Raw genomic sequence first — 24,207 nt, 5'->3', positions numbered from 1 at the left:
CTCAGGCGCCGTCGCGTGCCATTCGCGCGCGCCGTGCGAGCTCCTTCTCGCTCGGCGCGACGGTCTCGAACGTTCCGACCTTCACGCCGCCGGACGGTTCGTAGGTGCTCATCACCACGCCGGTCGTGGATGCCAGCGAATGCACGAGCCGCAGGCCGGCGGGCGTCGCGGTGGATTCGAACAGCCGTTTGCCTCGGCCGAGCACGACCGGAAACGTCCACACGTTGTACTCGTCGATGAGGTTGGCCGCCTGCAGGGTCTGGATCAGGTTGCCGCTGCCGATGATCTGGAGGTCCTGCCCCGCCTGCGCCTTGAGCGCGGCCACGGCCGTCGCGACGTCGCCGCGCAGCAGCGTCGAGTTATTCCAGCCGACTTCGGAGAGCGTGTGGGATGCCACGTACTTGCGCGCGGCGTTGAGCGTCCGCGCGATCGGGTCATCCGCCGATTGATACGGCCAGTAGCCGTCGAAGATTTCGTAGGTCTTGCGGCCCAGGAGCAGTTCGCGGTCCTTGCCGTCGAAGCCGCGCATGTCGCGGCCCATGACCTCGTCCCAGAACGGGAAGGTCCAGCCGCCGTGGGCAAACCCGCCGGTGGGATCTTCCTCGGGGCCGCCCGGCGCCTGCATGACGCCGTCCAGCGAGACGAAAGTGGATGCGATGAGTCTTCTCATGGTGCAACTCCGCTTCGATCGAAGAGCGCACCATTCTACATGCCGTCTATTGGAGCAACGCGAGCAGTCCGTCGGGCCTCCTTCCCGCGATGGTCGCCTCCGCGGACATCGTCGTCTTCCCCGTGGACTGCATCGACCACGATTCGGTCGGCATGCTCAAGCGCATCTGCCAGAAGCAGGGCATCGACTACCACCCGGTGCGCAGCGCCAGCGTGGCCAGCTTCGTGGAGTTGCTCGCGCGATTGCCGTGAGCTGGCGGGACCGTTGCGGGTCTCTGTCACAATGTTTCCACTCGGCCGCGATGCAGCGTTTCGAGGCGCGCGCGCGGACCAATCTGCGGCGGGGCATCGCGGCGCTGGAAACCCTTTCGGAATAGTCGGGCACTCTCAATGTCCCGGAACAATTGAATTGCGACGGACCCCGATGATCATTGGCGGTCCGTTGACCAGAATGACAGGCATCCCATCTCGCTCCAGGAGCCTGTCATGCTGACCGCCGCCGCTGAAAGACCGCCGCAATCGAACCCCGGGTTCTCGCGCATGTTCGCCCCGGGCCAACTGACGCTCGGCGTGCTGTTCGCGATCGAGTCGTATCCCGGCGATGCGCCCACGATGAAGAACCAGATTCGCCTTGCGCGTCTTGCCGAGTCGGCCGGCTTTGCATCGCTCGGCGTGCGCGACGTGCCGTTGCGCGATCCGTCGTTCGGCGACCTCGGGCAGATCTACGATCCGTTCTCGTGGCTGGGTTATGTGGCAGGACAGACCTCGTCGATTGCGCTGTTCACCGCGGCCATCGTGCTGCCGCTGCGCCATCCGCTGCATACGGCCAAGTTCGCGGCGAGCATCGACCGGCTATCCGATGGCCGCCTCGTGCTCGGTATCGCCTCGGGCGACCGCGCCATCGAGTTCCCGGCGTTCGGCGTCGATCATGCGAACCGCGGCGCGCTGTTCCGCGAACAGGTGGCGTTCCTCGAGACCGCGTGGGGCCAGAACTTTCCGCGCATCAGCAGCCCGTATGGTCTGCTCGACGGCGCCGATCCCGTGCCCAAGCCCGTGGCACGGCGTGTGCCGCTGATCGTGACCGGCAACAGCCAGCAATCGGTGGATTGGATCGCGCGCAAGGCCGATGGATGGATCACCTATCCACGCCGGCTCGATATGCAGACCGAACTCATCCGCAACTGGCACGATACGGTGGAGACGGTCGCCCCCGGCGCGTTCAAGCCCTTTGCGCAGCCCTATCACATCGACCTCGTCGCCGACCCCGACGTGTCGCCCACGCCGATCCACGGCGGACACCGGCTCGGGCGCAGCTGGTTGATGCGCCATCTGGAAGCGCTCGAACGCGCGGGCGCCAATCACGTGCTGTTCAACCTCAAGTACGGCAGCCGTCCCGCCGAAGCGGTACTCGAGGAGATCGCGACGCACGTGGTGCCGCGATTCCCCGCGCTGGCCGATGTCAGCCAGCCTTGACCTGCGCGATCACGACCAGGATCACGGCGGCGTTGCCGGGCTGTTGCGTCTGCGAGTACGCGGCGCGCGCATGCCCCGCCTTCTCGCCAAGCACATCGGCGAACAGGTCGGATGCGCCGTCGAGCACGGCCGGCTGATCGAACGAGCCCGGCGCGCTGGTCACGTGCCCCTCGAGGCGAACGATATGGTCCAGCCGATCGAAGCCGCCGAGATGCGCGTGGATCTGCGCAAGGACATTCAGCGCCGCCAGTTCCGCGGCCTGCTTTCCCTGCTCGACGGTCAGATCCCTGCCGACCTGCCCCTGCCAGACCACCTTGCCATCGCGCAACGGCAGCTGGCCGGAGACGAACAACAGATCGCCGGCACGGCTGACGGCGGTATAGCTGCCAAGTGGCTGCGGCGGGGCGGGCAGCGCCAGTCCGCGCGCCGCGAGTTTCGATTCGACCGACATGATGTTGCTCCTCGATGATGGTTGGCTTTCGCCTTGTCACGAACTATAGAAGGAGCGCCCGGTGCCGATAAATGGGAAAGCGCGCACAGGAATTGATACATCGCGGAACAACTCCGGCGCGCCGTCGTGTTGGGCAGGCAGGCCGACCCATACCAAAGTGTGTGCGGTATGCCCCGCAGAGATCATTTCGCGGCGGCCGCCAATGGCCTACATTGGCAGTAACGCGCGGTGACGGCGCGGGCGTCTATATTTGTCGAGGATCACCATGCAGGAGCTTGCAAACATCGGAACCCGCCGCGTGCGCGCGGGTGCCACCGCCAATATCCAGGACGCGGCGCTCTGGCGCTGGTATGCGGACCTGATGGAGGACAACCGCGTGGCCTGCGTGCGCAAGGAAGGGACGTGGTCGGTATGGGTCGATGGCCGGCTGCTGGCGTCCGATCGGTCGTACGATCTGACGCTGCGCACCGCCTTCGTCATGCAGCGCGCGCTCAAGGCGATCTGACCCTCGCCTGGCCGGTCGGGAACCCACCTATTCTCCGCCCGGCGCTTTGCTGATATGTTCTGAACGTCCCGCCGCGCCTCCGCGCGACGCATTGCGTGCGCGCCGCAGAAGGGCGCTTCCATCACGCGAGACGAACAGAACATGTCGAGACAGATCCCTCCCCTGAATCCCCTGCGGGCCTTCGAGGTCGCCGCCCGGCATCTAAGCTTCACGCGCGCCGCGGAAGAACTGTTCGTCACGCCGTCCGCGGTCAGCCATCAGGTGAAGACGCTCGAGGAAAACCTCGGCGTCCAGCTGTTTATCCGCGAGGCCAAGGCGCTCGTGCTCACGCCGGCCGGCACGGCCTACCTGCCGAGCGTCCAGCTGGCATTCAGGCAACTGGCCGAGGCCACCCAGCGCCTCCAGAGCAAGGACCGGCCTTCCCTGAAGATCAACATGCCACCGACCTTCGCGGTCAAATGGCTGATTCCGCGCATGGACAGCTTTATGCGCGCGCACCCGGACATCGATCTGAAAGTCTCGACGTCGAACCATCGCATCGATTTCGAGCGCGACGACTTCGACATGGCGATTCGCTATGGGCGCGGCGACTATCCCGGCCTGCATGCCGAGCTGTGCCTGCCGGTCGAGGTCATTCCGGTGTGTGCGCCGTCGCTGCTCAACGGCGACCGGCCACTGGAGACGCCGTCGGACCTGCGCCATCACACGCTGCTGCACGACGACAGCACGTATACCGACGTCAGCAATCCCGACTGGTCGATGTGGCTCGAACACGCGGGCGTGACCGACGTCGATGCCACGCGCGGCCCCTCGTTCTGGCCGAGCCACCTCGTCATCAACGCGGCCATCAGCGGACTGGGCGTCGCGCTGATCAAGAAGAACTGGATCGAGCAGGATCTGGCCGAGGGCCGCCTCGTGCGGCTGTTCGAGTCGATCCGCCTGCCGGTGGAGTTCTCCTATTTCGTGGTCTTTCCGACCGACCGGCTCGACGACCGCCGCGTCCGCTGCTTCACGGAGTGGATCCGCGCGGAAACGGCGGCAACGCGTCAGCCTGCCGCGCCCGCCGCCACGCCAGCCTGAGCGTTACGACACGGCTAGGCCGCCGCGCGCACCGCGTCGGTCTTCTTCTGCACGCGCGCCGCCAGCTTGCCGATATCGACGACAAAGCGCTTGTGCGTGCCGGTGCAGATCGTCTCCACACGGTCCGCCGCGCTGACGCGAAACGTCACGCTACGCCCATCGATGGCCGTGATCTCCGCGTCGATGCGCACATCGCCGCCCAGCGGCGTGGCGCCGGTATGGGCGATCGACACCTCGGTGCCTACCGAACTCTCGCCTTCGCCGAGGAAAGCCTGCAGATGATCGAGACACGTCTGCTCGATATCGCGTACGAGTTCCGGCGTCGCGTAGATACGCAGCGCTTCGCCAAGAAAGTCGATGGTCCGCGCGCGATCCACGTTCAGCGTGCGGGAAAAGGCGGTGCCGGTCTTGAGTGCGTCCACGTGTCGTTCTCCGAAAGAAGTTGTCATGCCATGCGATAGATGCGCACGGCGTTGTCATGCAGGAGGCCGCGCCGTTGCGGCGCGCCATAGATGTCGATCGCCGCGACGAAGCCGGCAAGAATCGCCTCGTAGGGAGCCACGAGGCTGTCCACCGGATAGTTGCTCGCGAACATGCAGCGTTCGGGGCCGAAGATATCGATCGCGTCGCGGATCACCGGCACGTTGTCCGCCTGCGTCCACGCACGCCCCGGCAACCCGAGCCCCGAGATCTTGACGGCCACATTGGGCTCGCGCGCCAGACGCGCCATCGCCTCGCGCCAGGCCTGCAGCCCCGCCTCGCTCCGGTCGGACGGCAGCCCCGTGTGATTGAGCACGAGCTGGATACGCGGAAAATCGCGCGCGAGATCGGCGGCCTGGTCGAGGTTCCACCACGGCGCCTGCAGGTCGAACGACATGCCATGGCGCTCCAGCAGCGCATAGCCCCGGCGCCAGCGCTCGTCGTCCATCGACCCCGGCGCCCCACGCCGTGCGTCGTCCCGGCGCGCGGCGGTCGCCGGCTTGTTGCGGATGCCCCGCATCCGCGGCGATGCCGCGTGCCCGGCCAGCACCGCCTCCACCTCGGCCAAATCGCCGCGGTCGAGCTGCGCATGGCCCACGATCACGGTCGGCCGGCCGTGGGCGTCGGCCACGTCCATCAGCCAGCGCGTCTCGGCGACGGGATCGTCGCGTGCCCATTCGGCCTCGACGTGCACCGTCAGCGCTGGCGCACAGGCCGCCGTGTCCCGCGTGTAGTCCTCAGGCAGATAGTTGCGGCGCAGCGCGCTGTAGTCGCCGTAGCGGAAGTTGGGCACCGTCTCGCCCTGGAGCCACGGATAGGGATTCACGTCGAGGTTCCAGAAATGCTGGTGCGCGTCGACGAACGGCTCGTTGAGCATATGACTCATGGCATGTCATGCATGGCGGGGCGGCTCACTGCTGCGCGGCAATGCGGGTGGCGAGCTGCCGGAACTGCGCGGACTCGCGCACCATCTGCGCCTGCAGCGCCGCGTCATCGGCGTACGTGTCCGTGCTGAAGTGCAGCTTCTCCAGCGTCTGCACCATGATCGGCTCGCGCACCGACTTCGCGATGGCGGTCTTGAGCACGGCCAGCACCTCGGGCGGCGTGCCCTTGGGCGCCGAGATGCCGCGCCAGATGCCGATGGACAGATCGATATTGCGCTCCTTGAGCGTCGGCACCTTGTCGTAGCCCGGCACGCGCTGGTCCGCCATGACCGCGAGCACCTTGAGCTTGCCCGCTTCCACATACGTGGCCACTTCGGCGGTGCTGACGGTCACCGCGTCGATATGGCCGCCGAGCAGCGCGAGCGTGGCCGGAGCGCCGCCCGCAAAGGGGATGTAGTTGAAGCGCGCGCCGGTCTTCTCCGCGAGCGCGGTGGAGGCCATATGCCACGTCGAGCCCTGCCCCGCGTTCCCGACGCGGATATTGCTGTCCGGCTTGCGCGCGTCCGCGATGAACTCCTCGATGGTCTTCCATGGCGCATCCGCGCGGACCGCCACCGCGGCGGGGTCGGCATTGAGTCGCGCGATCGGCACGAGGTCCTGGTACGTGAACTTGGCGAGCCCCATGTAGTTGAGGAAGGTCAGTTCGCTCGACGACAGCACGAGCTTGTAGCCATCGGGCTTGGCGTGCACGACTTCGCCGAGGCCCACGGCGCCTGTGGCGCCCGGCTTGTTGATCACGACGATGGGCTGCGGAAGATGCTTTGCCGCCGCGGCGGACAGCGCGCGCGCCACCACGTCGGCGCCGCCGCCCGCCTGCCACGGCACGACCAGTTCGATGCGCTTGCTGGGATAGGTGTCGGCCGCCACGGCCTGCTGCGCGCATGGCATCAGCGCGAGCGCCGCGAGCCCCATCGACGCGGCGAGGGTTCGCCACGTCATCGGTACGTAGTTCATGGTTGTCTCCTGCTTTTTTCTTTCTGGTGCCGCTTAACTTGTCACGCGGTCTTGCGCTGCGGCACGGGCGCGGTCTGCTCGGGCGGCCGGCCGAATGCGCCCTGCCCGCGCAGCCGGGCAATGGTCGCCGCATCGAAGCCGAACTCGCCAAGCACCTGATCGGTATGCTGCCCGAGCAGCGGCGCCGGATGGCGAACCTGCTGCGGCGTGCCGTGCAGCTTCACCGGGAAGCCGAGCACCTTCACCGGGCCCTCCACCGGATGCTCGATATCGAGCACCATCTCGCGCGCCACGGCCTGTTCGCTGACCAGCGCCTCGTCGTAGGTATAGATCGGTGCCGCGGGCACGCCGGCCGCCAGCAACGCCTCGACCCACTCGTCGGCCGGCTTCCGCGCGAACTCGGCTTCGATCGCCTCGATCAGCGCATCACGATGCCTGATGCGCGCCGCGTTGTCGACAAAGCGCGGATCGGCAACGAGGTCCGGCCGGCCGATGACGTCGCACAGCGCGGTCCACAGTTTCGGATTCGCGGCGCCGATCACGAAATGGCGGTCCGACGCGCGCACGGCCTGATACGGCGCGCTCATGCGGTTGGCGCTGCCAATCGGCACCGGCACCTGCCCCGTGCCCCAGTATTCGGCGGACTCCCACACCGACAGCCCGAGCGCGGTCTCGAACAGCGACGCGTCGACATACTGGCCCTGCCCCGAGTGCTCGCGGCCCATCAGCGCGCTGAGCACACCGTACGCGGTGAACAGCCCCGCGCCCAGATCGGCGATCGGCACGCTGGACTTCACCGGCGGCGCGCCGGGATGCCCCATCACGCTCATCACGCCCGACATCGCCTGCGCAATCAGGTCCAGCCCCGGCCGGCGCGACCATGGGCCGGTCTGCCCGAACCCCGAGATGCTCGCGTACACGAGCCGCGGATTGATCTCGCGCAGCGTGGCGTAATCGATCTTGAGCCGCGCGGCCACGCCGGGGCGATTGTTCTCGACCAGCACGTCCGCGCCGCGCACGAGTTCGTAGAACGCTTCGAGCCCGGCAGGATTCTTGAGGTCGATCTCGACGCTGCGCTTGTTGCGGTTGAGCGCCAGAAAGCCGCCACTATCGTCGCCCTTGAGCCGGAAGCCCATCGCCTTGCGGGTCTGGTCGCCGACGCCCGGCGTCTCTACCTTGATGACGTCGGCGCCCATGTCGCCCAGCAGCATGCAGCAGAACGGGCCGGCCATGATCTGGCTGACATCGAGCACCTTGATTTTCGACAACGGCAAAGTCATGAGTACACCTTTGAGTAAGCGCCCGGAGGGATCAGCGTCCGGAAAATTGCGGCTTCGTCTTGCCGACGAAGGCTTCGAAGCCGATATGGAAGTCCTGGGTATCGAAGCACGCATAGGCTTCGTCGGCTTCCTCGGGACGCAGCGGCGTCGGGTCCAGCAGACGGCGCACGAACTGCTTGTGCCAGCGCGCGACCAGCGGCGCGCCTTGTGCAATGCGGCGAGCGGCCGCGTAGGCCTCCTCAGGCACATCGGCATCGGCCACGATGCGCGTCACGAGCCCCTTCTCGCGTGCCTCGGCGGCATCGAACACCCGGCCTTCCAGCACGATCTCGATCGCGGCCGCCGGCCCGGTCAGCGCCATCAGCCCGCCGAGCTCGCCATACGACATCACCAGGCCCAGGCGGTTGACGGGCACGCCAAAGCGGCTCGACTGCCCGCAAATGCGCAGGTCGCACATCGATGCGATTTCCAGCCCGCCTCCCACGCACGCGCCCTGAATCAGCGCGATGGTCGGATGCCGGCAGTCCTGGATCGCACGCATCGTGGCGTGGGTGATCTCGCCGTACTCGCGCGCCTGGTCCCGGGTAAAGCGCCGCGTGCGGAATTCCTCGATATCGGCGCCGGCCGCAAAGGCCTTGTCGCCCGCGCCGCGCAGCACCACGCAGCGGACCGAGTCGTCGGCGGAAAGCGCCCTCATGGTCTCGGTCAGGCCTTGCCACATGCCGAGGTCCAGCGCATTGAGCTTCTCGGGGTTGTTCAGCGTGACGGTGGCGATCTGCCCCTCGCGCTCGGTCAGGATCGGTTGTCTCATGGTTGTCATAGGTATCGGTGTTCGGGTCCCGGCGACGTGCCGTCCGGCCATCCAGAGTCTAGGGCCCGCGCCGCGCGTGGCAAAACGAGAAAATCTCGGGGGCGCTTCAAGAAAAACTGGGCCGTGGCTGCTGTGAGTTTTTTTCGGTGGCCCTTCAAGTAAATCCACGTTGTGACCTGTGGCCGTTGTTTCCTAGACTTCGTCACCAATTACATCGATGCCGCGTGGAGACAGCATGGCCCTCATCAACTACATCACCCAGATCCAGATCGACTTTGGCGCCGTGGCGCTACTGGCGCAGGAATGCGAGCGTATCGGCATCACCCGCCCCCTCGTCGTCACGGACGCCGGGGTCAAGGCGGCCGGTATCGCCAAGCGCGTGCTCGAGCAGCTGCCGCCAGGCATGGAAGCGGTGATCTATGACGGCACGCCGTCCAATCCGACCGAACGCGCGATGCGCGAGGCCGTGGCGCTCTATCGCGACTACCGCTGCGACGGCATCGTCGCGGTGGGCGGCGGTTCGCCCATCGACCTCGCCAAGGGCGTCGCGATTTGTGCAACGCACGATGGCCCGCTGCGCCAGTTCGCGGCGATCGAGGGCGGCGTGGCGCGCATTACCGCAGCCACCGCGCCCGTCATCGCCATCCCCACCACGGCCGGCACCGGCAGCGAAGTCGGCCGCGGCGCGGTGCTGATCCTCGACGACGGCCGCAAGGTCGGCGTGCTGTCGCCGCATATCGTGCCCCGCGTGGCCATCTGCGACCCGGAACTGACGTTTGGCCTGCCTCGCTCGCTCACCGCGGCCACCGGCATGGATGCGATCGCGCATTGCATGGAAACGTTCATGGCGCCTGCATTCAATCCGCCCGCCGACGGCATCGCGCTCGACGGCCTGCGCCGCGCATGGCGCCATATCGAACGCGCCGTCAACGAGCCGCAGGACCGGGAAGCGCGCCTGTCGATGATGAGCGCGTCCATGCAGGGCGCCCTGGCGTTCCAGAAGGGCCTTGGCTGCGTGCACAGCCTGAGCCACGCGCTTGGGGGCCTGATGCCGACGCTGCACCACGGCACGCTGAACGCGGTGCTGCTGCCCGCGGTCATTCGCTTCAACGCGGAGGCGCCTTCGGTACGCAACGACGAACGGCTCGAACGGATGGCGCAGGCCATGGACCTGCCCCGGGGCGAAGACCCCGGTGCCGCCATCGCGGACATGAGCCAGCGGCTCGGCCTGCCGTCCGGCCTTGCCGCCATGGGGGTGGATCCGGAGATCTTTCCGCGCGTCATCGAGTATGCGCTGGCCGATCACTGCCACAAGACCAACCCGCGTGTGGCGAGTGCCGAGGATTACCTCGCCATACTGACGGCATCGATGCAGGTATGACCGCGAAACGCAGAAGTACCAGGTAGCAGGTAGCAGCACGCAGGGGGCGACGCAGATCGCCGTCACGATACAAGAGGAGACCACCATGCAACGTCGCACCTTCCTGCGCGCGGGCACCGCCACGCTCGCCGCCGCACTTCCCGCAGCCTTCTCCACGCGCCTGTTCGCGCAGGACCTGCCCACACAGCCCATCCGCATCGTCGTCGGCTTCCCCCCGGGGGGCGGGACCGATGTCATGGCGCGCGTGCTGGCGGAGAAACTCTCCACGCTGTGGCAAACGACCGTGCTCGTCGAGAACCGCCCCGGCGCGGCAGGCGTCGTCGCCGCCGAATATGCGGCGCGCCAGCCCGCGGACGGCACCACGCTGCTGATGACCAATATCAGCAACCACGCCATCGCCCCGAGTCTGTATCCCAAGATCAGCTATTCGGTCGAGAAGGACTTCACGCCGATCATGCTCGTCGGGGTCACCCCCAACCTGCTCATCTGCCGCACGGGCGGTCCGGCCAAGACCGTGGCCGACGTCATCGCGCTATGCCGCGCCAATCCCGGCAAGATCACGTTCGGCTCGTCGGGTGCCGGGGCCTCGCAGCACCTCACGCTGGAAATGTTCAAGCTGCGCGCGGGCGTCGATGCGCTGCATGTCCCGTACCGGGGCTCCGCGCCGCTGCTCACCGACCTCATCGGCGGACAGATCGACCTGTGCTTCGAGACCATGACCTCGGCCACGCCACAGGTGCAAGGCGGCAAGGTGGTACCGATTGCGCAGACGCGCACGCACCGCGCGAAGAACTTCCCCAACGTCCCGACGCTCGCGGAGTCCGGCTTCCCGGGTTTCGACGCGGGCACATGGTATGGCCTCGTCGGCCCCGCCCGCATGAATCCCGCCATGGTCGCCCGCATGAACGCGGATATGAATCGCGTGATGGCGATGCCCGACGTTGTGGCCAAGCTCGAAGGCTTTGGCGCCGAGGATGGCGGCGGCACCGCGGCGCGCTTCGCCGAGTTCATCGCGACGGAGCGCGTCAAGTGGGCGCGCGTGGTGAAGGAAGCCAACGTGAAGGTATAAGCCATGACCCGGCATATCGACATGGACACCATCCTGCCGGCGGACGCCGACCGTGCCGTGCTGGTCGGCCGCGTCTGGCAGCCCGCCAGCGCGGCCGGCGTGGGCGGCGTGGGCGGCCCGACGCTCGTCACCGTGCGCGACGGCATGCTCGTCGATATCGGCGCGCTGGCACCGACGGTCTCGGCGCTGCTGGCCTTCGACGACTGCGCCGAACGCGTGCGCCGCGCGCGAGGCCCGTCGCTCGGGCCGCTGCGCGCCTGGCTCGACGACACCTGCGCACATGGCGCGGACCCCGCCCATCGTCATCTGCTGGCACCGAACGATCTGCAGGTCGTCAAGGCAGCCGGTGTCACGTTCGCCAACAGCATGCTCGAGCGCGTGATCGAGGAGCGCGCGCGTGGCGATGCGGGCAGCGCCGCGGCGATCCGCGAAAGCATTGCCGGCATCGTCGGCGACAGCCTCGCCGCGTTGCGCCCCGGCTCGCCCGAGGCCATGCGCGTCAAAGCGGTACTGGTCGCGCAGGGCCTGTGGTCGCAGTATCTGGAGGTCGGCATCGGCCCCGACGCCGAGATCTTTACCAAGGCCGCGCCACTCGCCTCGGTCGGCGCCGGTGCCGATGTCGGCCTGCATCCGATGTCGACGTGGAACAACCCCGAGCCGGAGATCGTCCTCGCGGTGGCGCCCAATGGCCATATCGTCGGCGCGGCACTCGGCAACGACGTCAACCTGCGCGACGTGGAAGGCCGCAGCGCGCTGCTGCTCGGCAAGGCGAAGGACAACAACGCCTCGTGCAGCATCGGCCCGTGGATACGCCTGTGCGACGCGCACTTCGGTATCGCCGATATCGAAGCCGCCGACCTGACCCTGCGCGTGGAAGGCGACGACGGCTTCGTGCTCGATGGCACCAGCACGATGAAGCAGATTAGCCGCTCGCCGCACGAACTCGTGGCCAACGCGATGGGACCGCATCACCAGTACCCGGACGGCATCATGCTGTTCTGCGGCACGCTGTTCGCACCCGTGAAGGATCGCGACGCGCCCGGCGCCGGCTTCACGCATCACCTCGGCGATCGCGTCGCCATCGCTTCCCCGAAGCTCGGCGCGCTCGTCAACTGGGTCGGCGACTGTACGCAGCTGCCGCCGTGGAATTTCGGCATCGGCGCGCTGATGACCAACCTCGCGCAACGCGGGCTGCTGCATCCGCCCCCCTGAAGCCGCCCCCGACGCCACCGAGACCCGAGCCCGCGATCCTCACGCGGGCCACCCCTTCCGATTTCAGGAGACACCATGAAAACCACGATCGCACGCATCGTGCTGGCCACCCTTTTGTCCGCCGCCAGCACCTCCCCCTTCGCGCAGAGCGTCAAGCTGCGCTTTGCCCATACCGTCCCGGAGAGCGACTCCCAGCATCAGGCCGCGCTGCAGTTCGCCAAGCAGGTCAAGGCACGCACCAACGGCGATGTCGAGATCCAGGTCTTCGCCAACAGCCAGCTCGGTAACGATACGACCCTCGTGACCGGCGTGCGCAGCGGCACCATCGACATCGGCGCCACCGGCAACCCCTTCGTCACCGGCCTCGTGCCCAAGCTCAACGTGCTGGACCTGCCCTATCAGTTCGAAGACGGCCCCAGCGCCTATCGCACGCTCGATGGCCCCGTCGGCCGATCGCTGCTCGACGAGCTCGGCGCGCACCGCATCAAGGGCCTCGCGTTCTGGGAGATCGGCTTCCGCAGCCTCGGCAACAACAAGCGGCCGATCAACAAGGCGGACGATATCCGCGGACTCAAGATCCGTACGACGCCGAATCCTTCGCATATCAAGGCATTCCAGCTGCTGGGCGCGAGCCCGCAGCCAATGCCGTTCGCCGAGGTCTTCGGCGCGCTCGAGTCGGGTGCCGTCGATGGCCAGGAGAACCCGCCCACGCTGATGGTTTCCGCCAAGCTGTACGAAGTGCAGAAGTACGTGTCCATGACGCGGCATGCCTACACCGCGCTCGTCGTGCTGATGAACAAGACGAAGTTCGATGCGCTGAAGCCCGAGTACCAGAAGATCCTGCTCGAAGAGGCCGCGGCCGCCGCCACGTTCCAGCGCAAGCTCAATGCCGACAACGAACGCTCGGCCATCGCGCAGTTGCGCGCCAAGGGCGTCCAGGTCAACGAGCAGCCGGATGTGGCGAGCATCCGCAACGTGGTCCGCGAAGAGACACGCCAGCTCTACGTGCAGAAGAACGGCGACGCGGTGCTGCGCGCCATGGAAACCGCGCGCTGAGTGCCGAACCGACCGGAGTCGCCAATGAGTACGTCGCCCCCCGCACTGCCCACCGCCGTCGTCGATACGCACCACCATCTGTGGCGCCTGGAAACCGGCCACTACCCATGGCTGCAGGACCGCTACGACGCCGCTGCCTTTTTCCTCGGCGACTACGCGTCCCTGCGCCGGGATTTCGATACCGCCGACTACCTCACGCAATGGCGGCGCGTACCGGGCGTGACGCTGGCCGCCACGGTCCACGTGGAAGCCGAGCGCGACCGCGCCGAATCGCTGGCCGAGACCGCATGGCTGCACGCGGTGCATCGGGAAGCGGGCTTCCCGAACGCCGTGATCGCACACGTGGATTTCCTCTCCCCGACGCTGGATGACGACCTGCGCGCGCAGCTCGACTATCCGCTCGTGCGCGGCGTACGGTGCAAGCCGCTTACGGCGGCAAGCGCCGACGCCGCGGCCGCGCTCGCGGGCCAGTCCGGCACGCTGCAGGATCCGCAATGGCGCGCCGGCCTGCGCGCGCTGGCCGATCGGGGCCTGATCTACGATCTTCGCGTCCCGTACTGGCACCTCGAAGAAGCCGCCGAGGCGATCGCCGCCGTCCCCGAACTCGACGTCGTCGTCGAACACGCGGGCCTGCCGTGGGACCGCTCGCCCGAAGGCCTCGCTCGCTGGCGTCGCGGCCTGGCCGCGCTGGCCAGCCTGCCCCGTGTGTCCATCAAGCTGTCCGAGTTCGGCCTGCCGCAAACCCCGTGGCAGCGCGAGAGCAACGTCGCCGTGATCCGCGAGGTCCTGTCCCTCTTCGGCGCGCACCGCTGCATGTTCGCGAGCAACCTGCCCGTCTCGGGCCTGCGCGCCAGCCTGCCGGAGATCGTCGCCACGGTCGGCGCCGCGCTCGAGGGATTGCCCGCATCCGACGCCCGTGCCGTCTGGCACGACAACGCGCTACGCATCTACCGCATCACGCAACAAGCAGGAGCAAGTTCATGAACTCCCTATCCGTCCGCATCGTGCGCGCGCTCATGGTCGCGATGATGACCGCCATGATCGTGCTGGTCTTCGGCAACGTCGTGTTGCGCTATGTCTTCAACTCCGGCATCGCCTTCTCCGAGGAGGCATCGCGTTTCCTCTTTATGTGGCTGACGCTGATCGGCGCGCTGCTCGTCATGCATGACAAGGCCCACCTCGGGATGTCCACCGTGGTGTCCCATCTGGGCGAGAACGCCCAGCGCGCGTGCCGCCTGCTGGCCGATGCCGGCGCCCTTGCCTGCTGCCTGCTGCTCGCGCACGGCGCCTGGCAGCTCGTCGAGATCGGCATGGACGATCGCGCGCCCGTCACCGGCGTGCCGCTCGGCATCGTCTATGCCTCGCTCCTCATCTGCAGCCTCGGCATGGCCGCCATGCTGCTGCATTCGCTGTGGCGCCTGATCAGCGGGCGCATGGCGCAGCACGAACTGGTGCCGCAGTCCGGCACGAGCGGCGAATAAGCGCGCAGGAGTCCCATCATGACCATCTTCGTCTTTGTCGGCTCGCTGCTCGGCGCCATGTCGCTGGGCATGCCCATCGCGTTCGCGCTGCTCGCATCGGGCGTTGCCCTGATGCTGCATCTCGGCAACTTCGACACGCAGATCCTCGCGCAGAACATGCTCGAGGGCGTCAACAACTATCCGCTCATGGCGGTACCGTTCTTCATGCTCGCCGGCGAGCTCATGAACGCGGGCGGCCTGTCCCAGCGCATCGTGCGCGTGGCCGATGCGGCCGTCGGGCACGTTCGTGGGGGCCTCGGCTACGTGGCCATCATTGCCGCCACGGTGGTAGCCAGCATCTCGGGCTCCGCCGTCGCCGACACGGCCGCCGTGGCCGCGCTGCTGATCCCGATGATGCGCAAAGCCGGGTACAACGTACCGCGCGCGGCCGGATTGATTGCCGCCGGCGGCATTATCGCTCCCGTGATTCCTCCGTCGATCGCGATCGTCGTGTTCGGCGTGGTCGCGCAGATCTCCATCACCAAGCTGTTTCTCGCCGGTATCGCACCGGGCGCGATGATGGCGGTCACGCTTGCGGCCACGTGGTACGTCTGCGCGCGCAAGGAGACGCTCGGCCCTGTGCAGCCGTTCTCCGCCCGCAAGCTGCTGCAGTCGCTGCGCGAGGGCGTCTGGGCGCTGGTGCTGCCTATCGTGATCATCGGCGGCATGAAGATCGGTGCGTTCACGCCGACCGAGGCCGCCGTGGTGGCCGTCGTCTACGCCATGGCGATCGGCCGCTTCGTCTATGGCGAGCTCAAGCTGCGCGAACTGCCGTCGCTGATCGTCACCGCGTCCAAGACCTCGAGCACCGTGCTGTTCCTCGTCGCCTGTGCGCTGGTATCGGCATGGCTCATCACCATCGCGAACATTCCGGCGCAGGTCACCGCCCTGCTCGACCCGTTCGTCGATAACAAGATCCTGCTCATGTTCATCATCATGGTGCTCGTGATCATCGTCGGCACCGCGCTCGATCTGATGCCCACGATCCTGATCATGACGCCGATCCTGATGCCCGTGATCACGAAGGCGGGGATCGACCCCGTCTACTTCGGCGTGATGTTCGTGCTCAACAACGCCATCGGGCTGCTCACGCCACCGGTCGGCACCGTGCTCAACGTCGTCGCCGGAACCTCGCGCTGCAGCCTCGACAGCGTGATCGGCGGCGTCTGGCCGTTCCTGCTGAGTCTTACCGCGCTGATGTTCCTGTTCGTGCTGTTCCCCCAGCTGATCCTGGTGCCGGCCACCTGGCTGCGTTGAATAACTGGAGACCCAACATGACCCCTGCGATGAAATCTGCCCCCGCGCTGCTGGCCACGGCCGTCGCGCTCGCCGCACTGACGGCCCTCACGGCCCTCACGCCCCTCACGCCCGCACACGCGCAAACGCGCGCCGACAGCCACGCCGCCGCATGCAAGGCCGCGCACGACACGCGCCCCGACAACCGCAACTACCCGCGCGACACCGTGCCGCGCTACATCAAGACGCCCACGGGCTATCTGATCGTCCTGCGCATGGGCGACAATGTATTCGAGCAACTCGAGTCGTTCGCGATCTGCGAGAACGTGCCGGCCGCCAGCCTCTCCGCCATCGGCTTTGCCAACGTCACGTTCGGCTTCTGGGATGCGGGCAAGCAGGATTTCAATCCCAAGACCTACCGCAATGTCGAGATGGCAAGCATCGTCGGCAGCCTCGCATGGAAGAATGGCAAGCCTTCGATTCATGCGCACGGCGTGGCGGGCGACTCGCAGTTCGACACTTACGGTGGCCATATCCTTTCGATGGAGGTCGGCACCGGCTCGCTCGAAGTCACCGTGACATTGATCCCGGAGAAACTCGAGCGCGCGGTCGATCCGCGCATTGGCGCAAACGTGCTGCAATTGTCGAGTTCGCACTGAAATGCCTCACCGGCCACCCTCCGCCTATCGCGCTGATTGGAAATCGGTATTGGAGTGAATCCACGATGCGGGACTACATTTCCACTGCTCCGTCGCACGACGCTGCATTCCCAATGTCGAGTCCCCATCGAACGGAAACTCCATGCAAAGCCGAAAAAAAACATCACTGCGTGCCGCACTCTCCCTCGCACTTGTCGCCGCCGTTCCCCTGGCCCACGCGCAGCTGACGCGCGATAACGGATCGCCCGTCGGCGACAACCAGAACTCGCAGACCGCAGGCCCCAATGGCCCCGTGCTGCTGCAAGACTCCCACCTGATCGAGAAACTCCAGCGCTTCGACCGCGAACGCATCCCCGAGCGCGTGGTGCACGCGCGCGGCACGGGTGCCTTCGGCGAGTTCGTGCCCACCGCGGACCTCAGCGATCTCTCTGTGGCACAGGTCTTCACGCCCGGCAGCAAGACGCCGGTGTTCGTACGCTTCTCCACGGTCATGGGCTATCGCGGCTCGCCCGAGCAGGCCCGCGATCCGCGCGGCTTCGCCATCAAGTTCTATACGCAGCAGGGCAACTGGGACATGGTCGGCATCAACTGGCCGATCTTCTTTATCCGCGATGCCATCAAGTTCCCGGACTTCGTGCATGCGAACAAGCCCAGCGCGGTCACCGGCGTGCAGGATGCCGATCTCGCCTTCGACTTCTTCGCGCATACGCCCGAAGCCACCAACATGCTGACGCACCTGTACAGCGTGGCGGGCATGCCCGACTCCTATCGCAAGATGGATGGCTTCGGCGTGCATGCGTTCAAGCTGGTCAATGCACGCGGCGAGGTGCACTACGTCAAGTTCCACTGGAAGAGCCAGCAGGGCATTCACGGCCTGCGTCCCAACGAGATTGCCGCGTCGATCGGCAAGGACTGGAACGTGACGACCAACGATCTGTACGGCGCCATCCGCAATGGCGACTTCCCGAAGTGGGACCTGTATATCCAGGTGCTCAAGCCCGCCGATCTGCAGCAATTCGACTTCGACGCGCTCGACGACACCAAGGAATGGGTCGGCGTTCCCGAGCGCAAGGTCGGCACGATGGTGCTGAACCGCGTGCCCGACAACTACTTCGAGAGCACGGAAGAGTCGGCCTTCGCGCCGTCACGGCTCGTGCCCGGCATCGAACTGTCGGAAGACCGCATGCTGCAGGGCCGCGGTTTCTCGTATGCCGATACGCAGATGTACCGGCTCGGCGCGAACTTCAATTCGCTGCCGATCAACAAGCCGCTCGTTCCGGTGCGCAACAACAACCAGGACGGCGCGATGAACGCGAGCGGCCGCACGGGCGACGTCAACTACGAGCCTTCGACCATCGCCGAAATCGGACAGGACGCCAGGTACAAGTACTCGAACCTGCCGCTGTCGGGCACCACGCAGCAGCGTGCCATCGACAAGAAGCAGCCGTTCAAGCAGGCCGGCGTCTATTTCCGCTCGCTGTCGGAGCAGGACAAGGCCGACCTCGTCACCGCGCTCTCCGCCGATCTGCGTCACGTGCGCAACCAGGGCAATCTGTACACGATGCTGTCGTACTTCAACAAGGCCGATAGCGGCTTCGGCGCGCGGCTCGTGAAAGCCCTCGATGCGGATGGCGCGAAGGTCAAGGCGCTGTCGGACAAGCTGACGGACGATTGACGTCATGCGCGCAGAGACTCGGCTACTGTTGTCGGCCGCCGCGCTCTGCGCGACGCTCTGGCTCGGCGGGTGTGCAAGCTCCAGACCCGTCGAGGCCCCACCGCTCGTCCCCGGCGAACGCGTCAGTGCCAGCCAGTTCGACGGCTACTGGTTCGACGCGGCGCGCCAGGGCCGCTGGGATGTGCTGGACAGTTTGCTGCAGGCCGGCTATCCGGTCGATCGTGCCAATCCACGCGGTTTCACGGCCGTCATCCTCGCGGCGTACAACGGCCATCCCGATACCGTTCAGCACCTGATGCAGGCCGGCGCGGATGCGTGCCTCGGCGACAACAGCGGCAATACGGCGTTGATGGGAGCCCTGTTCAAGGGCGAGATGGATTCGGCCAGGGTGCTGCTGGATGCGCGCTGCGACCCCAATCAGGAGAACAACAGCGGCGAGACCGCGCTGACGTTCGCCACGTTGTTCGGCCGCTATGCCATCATGCCGTCGCTGATCGCGCACGGTGCCGATCCGAACCACCAGAGCGCGCGCGGCAATACACCGATGCGCACCGCGCAGACGCAGGGCAACCGGCAGGCGGAAGACGTGCTGAAGCGGCTCGGGGCGGATTGAGTTACCTGAGCAATATCAGTTGCGGCACGGCATCCGCGCCGCTCCATACGATCGCGTTCTGGCCGAACCGCACGCCGAGCGCGCGCGCCACGTCGAGCGCAAGACCGGGCACGAGACAACTCTCTTCGCCCGGCCAGTCATTCGCCGGATGCTGCCCCACGCCGGGCACCCACGACAACCCCTTCTCCGCCAGCCACGACACCAGCTCACGCTGGCGTGCGGCGTTACGGGCGGGCGTATCGGCTTCGCTGAACGGATTCCACGCGGTCACGAATGCGCTGCACCCCACACCATGGAGGCGATGCAATGCGGCCAGCGTTGCGGACGCTTCACCCACCTTCAGCACGCATGGCATCTCCCCGCCGACGCGATAGTCGGTCTCGAGATAGGCATCGATGATGTCGCGCGGAATCGCGGTATGCGGGTCGTGAGGGTTCATGCGCCGAGCGTGTCATGGCCGACAGCCATGCGTCAAGCATGCCCCGCCACAATTCTTTGCAATTGCGACTATCAGGATCGGCGGCGCCGCGCCGTTAGGCAGTGTGTCCCAGGTGCCCGGAAAGAGCATCGGCACCATCGATGCCCCGGCTACCGGGTGCCGCGCCATGGGACATCCCTCCCCCTTTACATCCCTCCCCCTTCCGATCGGCCGCGGGCGCGTTACGATGCCGCGCCGCCGCTGTTGCGCCAGACCAGTGGCGGCCGACCCACGAAGCGCTTGAAGACGGTGGTGAAGTGCGCCTGCGAGCGAAAGCCGCAATGCATGGCCACATCGAGTACCGAGCACTGCTCGCGGCGCAGGATTTCCTGTGCCCGTTCCACGCGCCGCCGCTGCACGAACTCCTGCGGGCGCACGCCTGTCGCGCGCCGGAACTGCGCCGCGAAGTACATGCGCGTCAATCCGACGCTGCGCGCGATCTCCTCGAGCGTCAGCGGCCGGGAAAGATGCGCATCGATGAACTCGATGGCCCGGCGCAGCCGCCACTGCGGCAATGGCGACAGCTGCCGCGCGGGCAGCGGGCCCGCCATCGCTGCCTGCGAGAAATGCTGCGCGACCAGCCGCGCGACGATCGCCATGGTGACACTCTCGCAGAACATATGGCTAAGGTGGGCGTCGTTCGCATGCGCGAGCGCGAGGGCCTGCGCCAGCCGTTCCACGGTGGGATCGCCGAACGGCCGTGGGTCGTCGAGCACGATCGGCCCTTCGTGAGGATGTCCGAAGCGCGCCTCGTAGCACGTTGCCAGCACCCGTTGCGGTACGAACAGATGCAGCACGTCGTAGGCCGTGTGGAATGTCACGCTCACGGGTGTGCCCGGCGCGGTGATCTGGATCATGCCCGCGGGCACGCGACCATCGCACAGCACCTGCTCCCGCGATACGAAGCGCAGATTCGCGCCGCGCAGCGTCAGGGCCACGCAATGCAGATCCTTGTGCCCGGCGTGGGAGACCGCCACGGGTTCCGGCACCGCCGCATCGGTCCATCGCGAGACGATGACCCGGCCGGCATCGCCTTCCTTCCCGTCGTGCCGCGCGGCACGCACGTCACGCCAGCCATCGGCCTGAACGATCGGATCGGTGTTGAGAGCACTCATTGCGTCATATCCTCTGATCGCACGCGCCGGACCCGCCAGCGCAACAGTGCAAAGGTACCCATGGCGGCGGGGCCGCGCCATTCTGCCTTGGGTCGCCGAACTCATGCCTTGGCGTAACGTACTCATACCTCGGCAGCAGGCGTCCCCACGGCGCGTTTCATACGCGAAATCCGGGCTGCGAATACGAAAGCCGACGCAGTACGCTCGCCATAGCCTGAGCGCACTCTCAGTTGCGACCCCTACCTGCCCAGAAAGGTGTAACCATGGCTTCGTCCAGACCGGAAGGCGCCTATGTGCGCGGACTTCCCCAACAGACCGCCATCGTCACGAGCGCCGCGCGCGGCATCGGCGCCGCGATGGCGCGCAAGCTCGCGACGCAAGGCTTCAACGTCGTGGTCAATCATCCCGTCGACGATGCCGCCGCGCAGCATGTGGTGACGGCCATCCGCGCGGCGGGCGGACGAGCGATCGCCGTGCGCGCGGACGTATCCCGCCACGACGCGTTCGCGCAACTGTTCGACGCCGCCACCGCGGAATTCGGCGGCGTCGATGTCCTCGTCAACAACGCCGGCCTTGCGAGCAACATGCCTATCGGCAGCATCGACGAACTCACGTTCGACAGGATGTTCGCCATCAACGTGCGTGGCGTGCTCAACGGCCTCAAGCTGGCCGCCCAGCGCATGCGAGACAACGGCCGCATCGTCAATATCTCCACCAGCGTCGCGGGGATGTCGCCAGCGGGCTACGGCTCGTACTGCGCATCGAAAGCCGCCGTGGAAGCGCTCACGCGCAGCCTGTCGAAGCAACTCGGGCCACGCGGCATCCGCGTCAACGCCGTGGCACCCGGGCCCACCGGAACGGGCCTCGTCACGCATATGCGCGACCTGACCACGCCGCTCGGGCGCATCGCCGAACTCGAGGATATCGCCGAAGTCGTGGCGTTCCTCGTCAGCGACAGCTCGGGCTGGATCAACGGCCAGTCCGTACGCGTGAACGGCGGCATCCTGTCGTAGGCGCCGCTCAATGCGGCTGGCGAGACAGGAACGTATCGACCCGTTGCGCGATCTCGTCGGGCCTGTCGTTGATCGCAAAGTGGCCGCCGTCGAGCACATGTACCTCTGCCTTCGGCACATCGCGCTGGAACGCGGCCACTTCCGCCACCTCGAACGACGGGTCGTACTTGCCCCAGAGCACGAGCGAACGCGGCTGATGATCGCGCAGCCACTTGCCCCACGCCGGATAGCTGGCGACGTTGGTGCGATAGTCGTAGAACAGGTCGGCCTGGATGTCCTGCTGACCGGGCCGCGAGAGGAACGCAAACTCGTCGGTCCAGCGGTCGGGGTCCACGGTTTCCGGATGCGGATTCGAACCGACATGCCGCTGCTTCGTGGTCGCGAGCGAGAGGAACGCCGCCCGCAGCGCCGCCTCATTGGCCGCGCGATTGGCCCAGTACTCGCGGCGCTTGACCCACAGCGGCCCCAGCCCATCCTCGTGCGACACCGCGTTCTGCACGATCAGCGCCTGCACGCGCTCGGGATGCGCAACCGCGAGGCGCATCCCGACCGGACCGCCGTAGTCCTGCATGAACAACACATACCGTTGCAGCCCCACCGCCTCGGTAAAGCCATCCACGACTCTCGCAAGGTTGTCGAACGTGTAGGCGAACTCGGTCGCGGCCGGTGCATCGCTATGGCCAAACCCGGGATAGTCTGGGGCAATCAGGTGATACTGCGTGGATAGCCGTGCGAACAGCGGCTCGAACATGCGCGACGACGACGGAAAGCCGTGCAGCATCAGCACGGTGGGCGCATTCGCGGGCCCCGCCTCGCGGTAGAAGATGCGCAGGCCGTTGACGGTGACGGTACGGTACTGGGTCACGCCGGCCTCGGTGGGCGCCGGGGCAGCCGGCGCCGCGGCGTGGCCATTCGCCACGACGGCCAGCGAGGCCGACGCGATCAGCAGGGAGAGAATCGATTTGAGCATGGGGGCTCCTCGTTGGAAGTCCTGCTCAGAGTAGTCGCCCGAAGCTAACCCGTCAAACTAAATTTTGAAGGTTACGTATAATCCGAGGCGACTGCTCTCCCTCAACCCGCGCGCAGGGCACTTCGCACTATAGATAGGATTGCGTTTTGGCAGGCCATGGATAGGCACCCCCGAGGGTAAATCCGCCAAAGAAAGGAATCCCTTTCGCTTCGCCTTCGTGGAAGCAACGCACTACCGAGCCTTGCACGACAGTGCATCGCGTCTTCATATCGATGATCTCGCTTTTCCCCTGCGAGTCCACCAGCATCATGGCATCGGTGCTGAGCCGCTCGAACGGGAGTTTGTCGTCGAGCGACAGCAGTTGCGCACGTAGTTCGTCGGGCATGCTGACCAGCGAGAAATCTGCATCGAGCACGGCGTCGCTGTTCGCGAACGGTCGCGCGGGACGCGGTGGCGCGGACGGTGCAGCGCCACCGAGCGCGTAGACGAGGGCATCGTTCCTGGCACGGTGAAGGAGGGTATGTTGTGGAGGGGCAACGGCGAACGCTTCACCCGACATCGCGCAACGCCAGTCCCAGAAAATCGCGCAGCATGCGCACGGTGTCGTTCGCTTCGGCGCCGTGCTTCCACACCACGCCGACGTCCATCGACGGGACGCGGTCCGCGAGGGCGCGTCGTACGATGCGCTGGCCCTCCAGCGACCACGGGCGGTAGACGAGGTCCGAGAGGATGGCCACGCCACGGCCCGAGGCGACGAGGCTGCGTACCGCTTCGATCGAGCAGCTCTGGTAGCGGATGGCCGGTGCCAGCCCGTATTGGCCCCAGTACTTGATCACCGTGGAGATATGCTCGTCCATGTCGAGCAGGATGTAGTCGTGCCGCGCCACATCCGCCAGGTGAATCTCCGCGCGCTGCATCAGCGGATGATCGGGATGCCCCCATAACTGGCGCGGCGATCGCAGCAGCGTCTCGCAGCCGATATGGTCCATTTCCGGCAGGTTCGACACCAGCAGCAGCGCCAGATCGATCTCGCCCGCGTGGATGCCGCGTTCGACATCGTCCCGCTCGCGCTCGACGATCTGCAGCTCCAGCCGCGGAAACTTCTGCTCCACGGCCTGCAGCAGCCGCGGCAATACATACGCGGTGATGGTCTCGGTCACCCCCACCCGCACCACGCCCGCCAGCGGCATCGGCCGCACGCTCGCCGCGGTCACCGCCTCGTGCACCGATTGCTCGATCTGCTGCGCGTGCCGCAGAAACCGGATACCGGCCTCCGTCAGCCGCACGCCCGATGCATGGCGCGTGAATAACGCCGCGCCAACGATCTCCTCGAGACCCTTGAGCGCCGCCGTCATCGACGATTGCGAAACATGGCATCGAAGTGCCGCACGGGATACCTGCCCGGTCTCCGCGATGGCCACGAAGTACTGAAGTTGCTTGAGCGTGGGAAGCATCGAAAAAATCGATATTGCGATTTCAGAACTATGAATTAGAAATACCTGCCCATGCTAGCTAGCATCGAACCCGGAAACAAGTTATCGATCGAGAGGCAGCGGGTCCGGG

General features: G+C 66.5%; 27 protein-coding genes. 15 read left to right on the top strand and 12 right to left on the bottom strand.

What is annotated here, in order from left to right:
• Window position 1 precedes the first annotated feature (1 nt).
• Entirely contained in the window at window positions 2–670 is a 669-nt protein-coding gene (locus AAHB16_RS24470) for a dihydrofolate reductase family protein (protein ID WP_342052203.1), read from the bottom strand.
• A gap of 17 nt (window positions 671–687) precedes the next feature.
• Between AAHB16_RS24470 and AAHB16_RS24465 the strand changes: the two genes are divergently transcribed.
• Both AAHB16_RS24465 and AAHB16_RS24460 read left to right on the top strand, forming a co-directional pair.
• Complete coding sequence (locus AAHB16_RS24465; RefSeq protein ID WP_342052247.1) at window positions 688–921, top strand: DUF2325 domain-containing protein; 234 nt, start codon at window positions 688–690, stop codon at window positions 919–921.
• 234 nt (window positions 922–1,155) lie between these two features.
• On the top strand, window positions 1,156–2,142 hold the full coding sequence (locus AAHB16_RS24460; RefSeq protein ID WP_342052202.1) for an LLM class oxidoreductase: 987 nt from the start codon (window positions 1,156–1,158) through the stop codon (window positions 2,140–2,142).
• On the opposite strand, the gene AAHB16_RS24455 is transcribed toward AAHB16_RS24460, so the two are convergent.
• Complete coding sequence (locus tag AAHB16_RS24455; protein WP_342052201.1) at window positions 2,129–2,593, bottom strand: RidA family protein; 465 nt, start codon at window positions 2,591–2,593, stop codon at window positions 2,129–2,131. The two genes, AAHB16_RS24460 and AAHB16_RS24455, sit on opposite strands and share 14 nt — an antisense overlap.
• A 265-nt stretch (window positions 2,594–2,858) precedes the next feature.
• Between AAHB16_RS24455 and AAHB16_RS24450 the strand changes: the two genes are divergently transcribed.
• Both AAHB16_RS24450 and AAHB16_RS24445 read left to right on the top strand, forming a co-directional pair.
• Entirely contained in the window at window positions 2,859–3,098 is a 240-nt protein-coding gene (locus tag AAHB16_RS24450; RefSeq protein ID WP_150375127.1) for a hypothetical protein, read from the top strand.
• 141 nt (window positions 3,099–3,239) lie between these two features.
• Complete coding sequence (locus tag AAHB16_RS24445; protein ID WP_150375128.1) at window positions 3,240–4,178, top strand: transcriptional regulator GcvA; 939 nt, start codon at window positions 3,240–3,242, stop codon at window positions 4,176–4,178.
• Between the two features lie 14 nt (window positions 4,179–4,192).
• Here AAHB16_RS24445 and AAHB16_RS24440 read toward each other — a convergent pair whose 3' ends face one another.
• Genes AAHB16_RS24440 through AAHB16_RS24420 form a run of 5 tightly spaced genes read right to left on the bottom strand, consistent with a single transcriptional unit; the run spans window position 4,193 to window position 8,647 of the window.
• A complete protein-coding gene (locus tag AAHB16_RS24440) occupies window positions 4,193–4,600 on the bottom strand; it encodes a thioesterase family protein (protein ID WP_223851773.1) in 408 nt (135 codons plus the stop codon).
• Between the two features lie 23 nt (window positions 4,601–4,623).
• Window positions 4,624–5,544 carry an amidohydrolase family protein gene (locus AAHB16_RS24435; protein ID WP_342052200.1) on the bottom strand — a complete coding sequence of 307 codons (921 nt, stop codon included), beginning with the start codon at window positions 5,542–5,544 and terminating at the stop codon, window positions 4,624–4,626.
• Window positions 5,545–5,569: 25 nt separating this feature from the next.
• Window positions 5,570–6,556: a Bug family tripartite tricarboxylate transporter substrate binding protein gene (locus AAHB16_RS24430; protein WP_342052199.1), complete on the bottom strand. Its 987-nt coding sequence runs from the start codon at window positions 6,554–6,556 to the stop codon at window positions 5,570–5,572.
• Window positions 6,557–6,597: 41 nt separating this feature from the next.
• Window positions 6,598–7,836 carry a CaiB/BaiF CoA transferase family protein gene (locus tag AAHB16_RS24425; protein WP_150375131.1) on the bottom strand — a complete coding sequence of 413 codons (1,239 nt, stop codon included), beginning with the start codon at window positions 7,834–7,836 and terminating at the stop codon, window positions 6,598–6,600.
• Window positions 7,837–7,867: 31 nt separating this feature from the next.
• Entirely contained in the window at window positions 7,868–8,647 is a 780-nt protein-coding gene (locus tag AAHB16_RS24420; RefSeq protein ID WP_342052198.1) for an enoyl-CoA hydratase/isomerase family protein, read from the bottom strand.
• 235 nt (window positions 8,648–8,882) lie between these two features.
• Between AAHB16_RS24420 and AAHB16_RS24415 the strand changes: the two genes are divergently transcribed.
• The 10 genes from AAHB16_RS24415 to AAHB16_RS24370 all read left to right on the top strand — a co-directional run bounded on the left by AAHB16_RS24415 (window position 8,883) and on the right by AAHB16_RS24370 (window position 19,068).
• Entirely contained in the window at window positions 8,883–10,028 is a 1,146-nt protein-coding gene (locus tag AAHB16_RS24415) for an iron-containing alcohol dehydrogenase (protein ID WP_150375133.1), read from the top strand.
• 85 nt (window positions 10,029–10,113) lie between these two features.
• On the top strand, window positions 10,114–11,097 hold the full coding sequence (locus AAHB16_RS24410) for a Bug family tripartite tricarboxylate transporter substrate binding protein (protein ID WP_150375134.1): 984 nt from the start codon (window positions 10,114–10,116) through the stop codon (window positions 11,095–11,097).
• 3 nt (window positions 11,098–11,100) lie between these two features.
• Window positions 11,101–12,309, top strand: a complete 1,209-nt coding sequence (locus AAHB16_RS24405) for a fumarylacetoacetate hydrolase family protein (protein ID WP_150375135.1) — start codon at window positions 11,101–11,103, stop codon at window positions 12,307–12,309.
• Between the two features lie 75 nt (window positions 12,310–12,384).
• Window positions 12,385–13,365: a DctP family TRAP transporter solute-binding subunit gene (locus AAHB16_RS24400; RefSeq protein ID WP_150375136.1), complete on the top strand. Its 981-nt coding sequence runs from the start codon at window positions 12,385–12,387 to the stop codon at window positions 13,363–13,365.
• Between the two features lie 24 nt (window positions 13,366–13,389).
• Window positions 13,390–14,349 carry an amidohydrolase family protein gene (locus AAHB16_RS24395; protein ID WP_342052197.1) on the top strand — a complete coding sequence of 320 codons (960 nt, stop codon included), beginning with the start codon at window positions 13,390–13,392 and terminating at the stop codon, window positions 14,347–14,349.
• Window positions 14,346–14,846 carry a TRAP transporter small permease gene (locus AAHB16_RS24390; RefSeq protein WP_150375138.1) on the top strand — a complete coding sequence of 167 codons (501 nt, stop codon included), beginning with the start codon at window positions 14,346–14,348 and terminating at the stop codon, window positions 14,844–14,846. Before AAHB16_RS24395 ends, AAHB16_RS24390 begins: the two co-directional genes overlap by 4 nt.
• Window positions 14,847–14,864: 18 nt before the next feature.
• On the top strand, window positions 14,865–16,142 hold the full coding sequence (locus AAHB16_RS24385) for a TRAP transporter large permease (protein WP_150375139.1): 1,278 nt from the start codon (window positions 14,865–14,867) through the stop codon (window positions 16,140–16,142).
• Between the two features lie 17 nt (window positions 16,143–16,159).
• Entirely contained in the window at window positions 16,160–16,780 is a 621-nt protein-coding gene (locus tag AAHB16_RS24380) for a PPC domain-containing DNA-binding protein (RefSeq protein WP_223851775.1), read from the top strand.
• Between the two features lie 142 nt (window positions 16,781–16,922).
• The gene (locus AAHB16_RS24375; protein ID WP_342052196.1) at window positions 16,923–18,455 is read left to right on the top strand and encodes a catalase; all 1,533 of its coding nucleotides are present in this window, start codon (window positions 16,923–16,925) and stop codon (window positions 18,453–18,455) included.
• A 4-nt stretch (window positions 18,456–18,459) separates the two neighbouring features.
• Window positions 18,460–19,068 carry an ankyrin repeat domain-containing protein gene (locus AAHB16_RS24370; protein WP_150375141.1) on the top strand — a complete coding sequence of 203 codons (609 nt, stop codon included), beginning with the start codon at window positions 18,460–18,462 and terminating at the stop codon, window positions 19,066–19,068.
• A gap of 1 nt (window position 19,069) precedes the next feature.
• Here the strand turns inward: AAHB16_RS24370 and AAHB16_RS24365 are convergent, their stop codons facing one another.
• Both AAHB16_RS24365 and AAHB16_RS24360 read right to left on the bottom strand, forming a co-directional pair.
• Window positions 19,070–19,507 (bottom strand): DUF3293 domain-containing protein, encoded by a 438-nt coding sequence (locus tag AAHB16_RS24365; RefSeq protein WP_342052195.1) that lies wholly within the window; start codon window positions 19,505–19,507, stop codon window positions 19,070–19,072.
• A 221-nt stretch (window positions 19,508–19,728) separates the two neighbouring features.
• Window positions 19,729–20,661 carry an AraC family transcriptional regulator gene (locus AAHB16_RS24360; RefSeq protein WP_342052194.1) on the bottom strand — a complete coding sequence of 311 codons (933 nt, stop codon included), beginning with the start codon at window positions 20,659–20,661 and terminating at the stop codon, window positions 19,729–19,731.
• A 263-nt stretch (window positions 20,662–20,924) separates the two neighbouring features.
• On the opposite strand from AAHB16_RS24360, the gene AAHB16_RS24355 reads away from it, so the two are divergent.
• Complete coding sequence (locus AAHB16_RS24355) at window positions 20,925–21,674, top strand: SDR family oxidoreductase (RefSeq protein ID WP_342052193.1); 750 nt, start codon at window positions 20,925–20,927, stop codon at window positions 21,672–21,674.
• A gap of 7 nt (window positions 21,675–21,681) precedes the next feature.
• Here the strand turns inward: AAHB16_RS24355 and AAHB16_RS24350 are convergent, their stop codons facing one another.
• The 3 genes from AAHB16_RS24350 to AAHB16_RS24340 form a co-directional block, all read right to left on the bottom strand.
• Window positions 21,682–22,644, bottom strand: a complete 963-nt coding sequence (locus AAHB16_RS24350) for an alpha/beta fold hydrolase (RefSeq protein WP_342052192.1) — start codon at window positions 22,642–22,644, stop codon at window positions 21,682–21,684.
• Between the two features lie 127 nt (window positions 22,645–22,771).
• The gene (locus tag AAHB16_RS24345) at window positions 22,772–23,203 is read right to left on the bottom strand and encodes a hypothetical protein (RefSeq protein WP_342052191.1); all 432 of its coding nucleotides are present in this window, start codon (window positions 23,201–23,203) and stop codon (window positions 22,772–22,774) included.
• Window positions 23,193–24,098: a LysR family transcriptional regulator gene (locus tag AAHB16_RS24340; protein WP_342052190.1), complete on the bottom strand. Its 906-nt coding sequence runs from the start codon at window positions 24,096–24,098 to the stop codon at window positions 23,193–23,195. The genes AAHB16_RS24345 and AAHB16_RS24340 overlap by 11 nt, the downstream gene beginning before the upstream one ends.
• Window positions 24,099–24,207 lie beyond the last annotated feature (109 nt).

The organism is Cupriavidus sp. OTU4054 (assembly GCF_038440175.1).
Classification (GTDB): Bacteria; Pseudomonadota; Gammaproteobacteria; order Burkholderiales; family Burkholderiaceae; genus Cupriavidus; species Cupriavidus pauculus_D.
This window is presented reverse-complemented; position numbering and strand designations above follow the sequence as displayed.

What these genes read in the sequence shown, in the direction of transcription:
- AAHB16_RS24470 (WP_342052203.1), bottom strand. Translation starts at nt 670, where the DNA reads ATGAGAAGACTCATCGCATCCACTTTCGTCTCGCTGGACGGCGTCATG.
- AAHB16_RS24460 (WP_342052202.1), top strand. Translation starts at nt 1,156, where the DNA reads ATGCTGACCGCCGCCGCTGAAAGACCGCCGCAATCGAACCCCGGGTTC.
- AAHB16_RS24455 (WP_342052201.1), bottom strand. Translation starts at nt 2,593, where the DNA reads ATGTCGGTCGAATCGAAACTCGCGGCGCGCGGACTGGCGCTGCCCGCC.
- AAHB16_RS24450 (WP_150375127.1), top strand. Translation starts at nt 2,859, where the DNA reads ATGCAGGAGCTTGCAAACATCGGAACCCGCCGCGTGCGCGCGGGTGCC.
- AAHB16_RS24445 (WP_150375128.1), top strand. Translation starts at nt 3,240, where the DNA reads ATGTCGAGACAGATCCCTCCCCTGAATCCCCTGCGGGCCTTCGAGGTC.
- AAHB16_RS24435 (WP_342052200.1), bottom strand. Translation starts at nt 5,544, where the DNA reads ATGAGTCATATGCTCAACGAGCCGTTCGTCGACGCGCACCAGCATTTC.
- AAHB16_RS24430 (WP_342052199.1), bottom strand. Translation starts at nt 6,556, where the DNA reads ATGAACTACGTACCGATGACGTGGCGAACCCTCGCCGCGTCGATGGGG.
- AAHB16_RS24425 (WP_150375131.1), bottom strand. Translation starts at nt 7,836, where the DNA reads ATGACTTTGCCGTTGTCGAAAATCAAGGTGCTCGATGTCAGCCAGATC.
- AAHB16_RS24420 (WP_342052198.1), bottom strand. Translation starts at nt 8,647, where the DNA reads ATGAGACAACCGATCCTGACCGAGCGCGAGGGGCAGATCGCCACCGTC.
- AAHB16_RS24415 (WP_150375133.1), top strand. Translation starts at nt 8,883, where the DNA reads ATGGCCCTCATCAACTACATCACCCAGATCCAGATCGACTTTGGCGCC.
- AAHB16_RS24410 (WP_150375134.1), top strand. Translation starts at nt 10,114, where the DNA reads ATGCAACGTCGCACCTTCCTGCGCGCGGGCACCGCCACGCTCGCCGCC.
- AAHB16_RS24405 (WP_150375135.1), top strand. Translation starts at nt 11,101, where the DNA reads ATGACCCGGCATATCGACATGGACACCATCCTGCCGGCGGACGCCGAC.
- AAHB16_RS24400 (WP_150375136.1), top strand. Translation starts at nt 12,385, where the DNA reads ATGAAAACCACGATCGCACGCATCGTGCTGGCCACCCTTTTGTCCGCC.
- AAHB16_RS24395 (WP_342052197.1), top strand. Translation starts at nt 13,390, where the DNA reads ATGAGTACGTCGCCCCCCGCACTGCCCACCGCCGTCGTCGATACGCAC.
- AAHB16_RS24390 (WP_150375138.1), top strand. Translation starts at nt 14,346, where the DNA reads ATGAACTCCCTATCCGTCCGCATCGTGCGCGCGCTCATGGTCGCGATG.
- AAHB16_RS24385 (WP_150375139.1), top strand. Translation starts at nt 14,865, where the DNA reads ATGACCATCTTCGTCTTTGTCGGCTCGCTGCTCGGCGCCATGTCGCTG.
- AAHB16_RS24380 (WP_223851775.1), top strand. Translation starts at nt 16,160, where the DNA reads ATGACCCCTGCGATGAAATCTGCCCCCGCGCTGCTGGCCACGGCCGTC.
- AAHB16_RS24375 (WP_342052196.1), top strand. Translation starts at nt 16,923, where the DNA reads ATGCAAAGCCGAAAAAAAACATCACTGCGTGCCGCACTCTCCCTCGCA.
- AAHB16_RS24370 (WP_150375141.1), top strand. Translation starts at nt 18,460, where the DNA reads ATGCGCGCAGAGACTCGGCTACTGTTGTCGGCCGCCGCGCTCTGCGCG.
- AAHB16_RS24365 (WP_342052195.1), bottom strand. Translation starts at nt 19,507, where the DNA reads ATGAACCCTCACGACCCGCATACCGCGATTCCGCGCGACATCATCGAT.
- AAHB16_RS24360 (WP_342052194.1), bottom strand. Translation starts at nt 20,661, where the DNA reads ATGAGTGCTCTCAACACCGATCCGATCGTTCAGGCCGATGGCTGGCGT.
- AAHB16_RS24355 (WP_342052193.1), top strand. Translation starts at nt 20,925, where the DNA reads ATGGCTTCGTCCAGACCGGAAGGCGCCTATGTGCGCGGACTTCCCCAA.
- AAHB16_RS24350 (WP_342052192.1), bottom strand. Translation starts at nt 22,644, where the DNA reads ATGCTCAAATCGATTCTCTCCCTGCTGATCGCGTCGGCCTCGCTGGCC.
- AAHB16_RS24345 (WP_342052191.1), bottom strand. Translation starts at nt 23,203, where the DNA reads ATGTCGGGTGAAGCGTTCGCCGTTGCCCCTCCACAACATACCCTCCTT.
- AAHB16_RS24340 (WP_342052190.1), bottom strand. Translation starts at nt 24,098, where the DNA reads ATGCTTCCCACGCTCAAGCAACTTCAGTACTTCGTGGCCATCGCGGAG.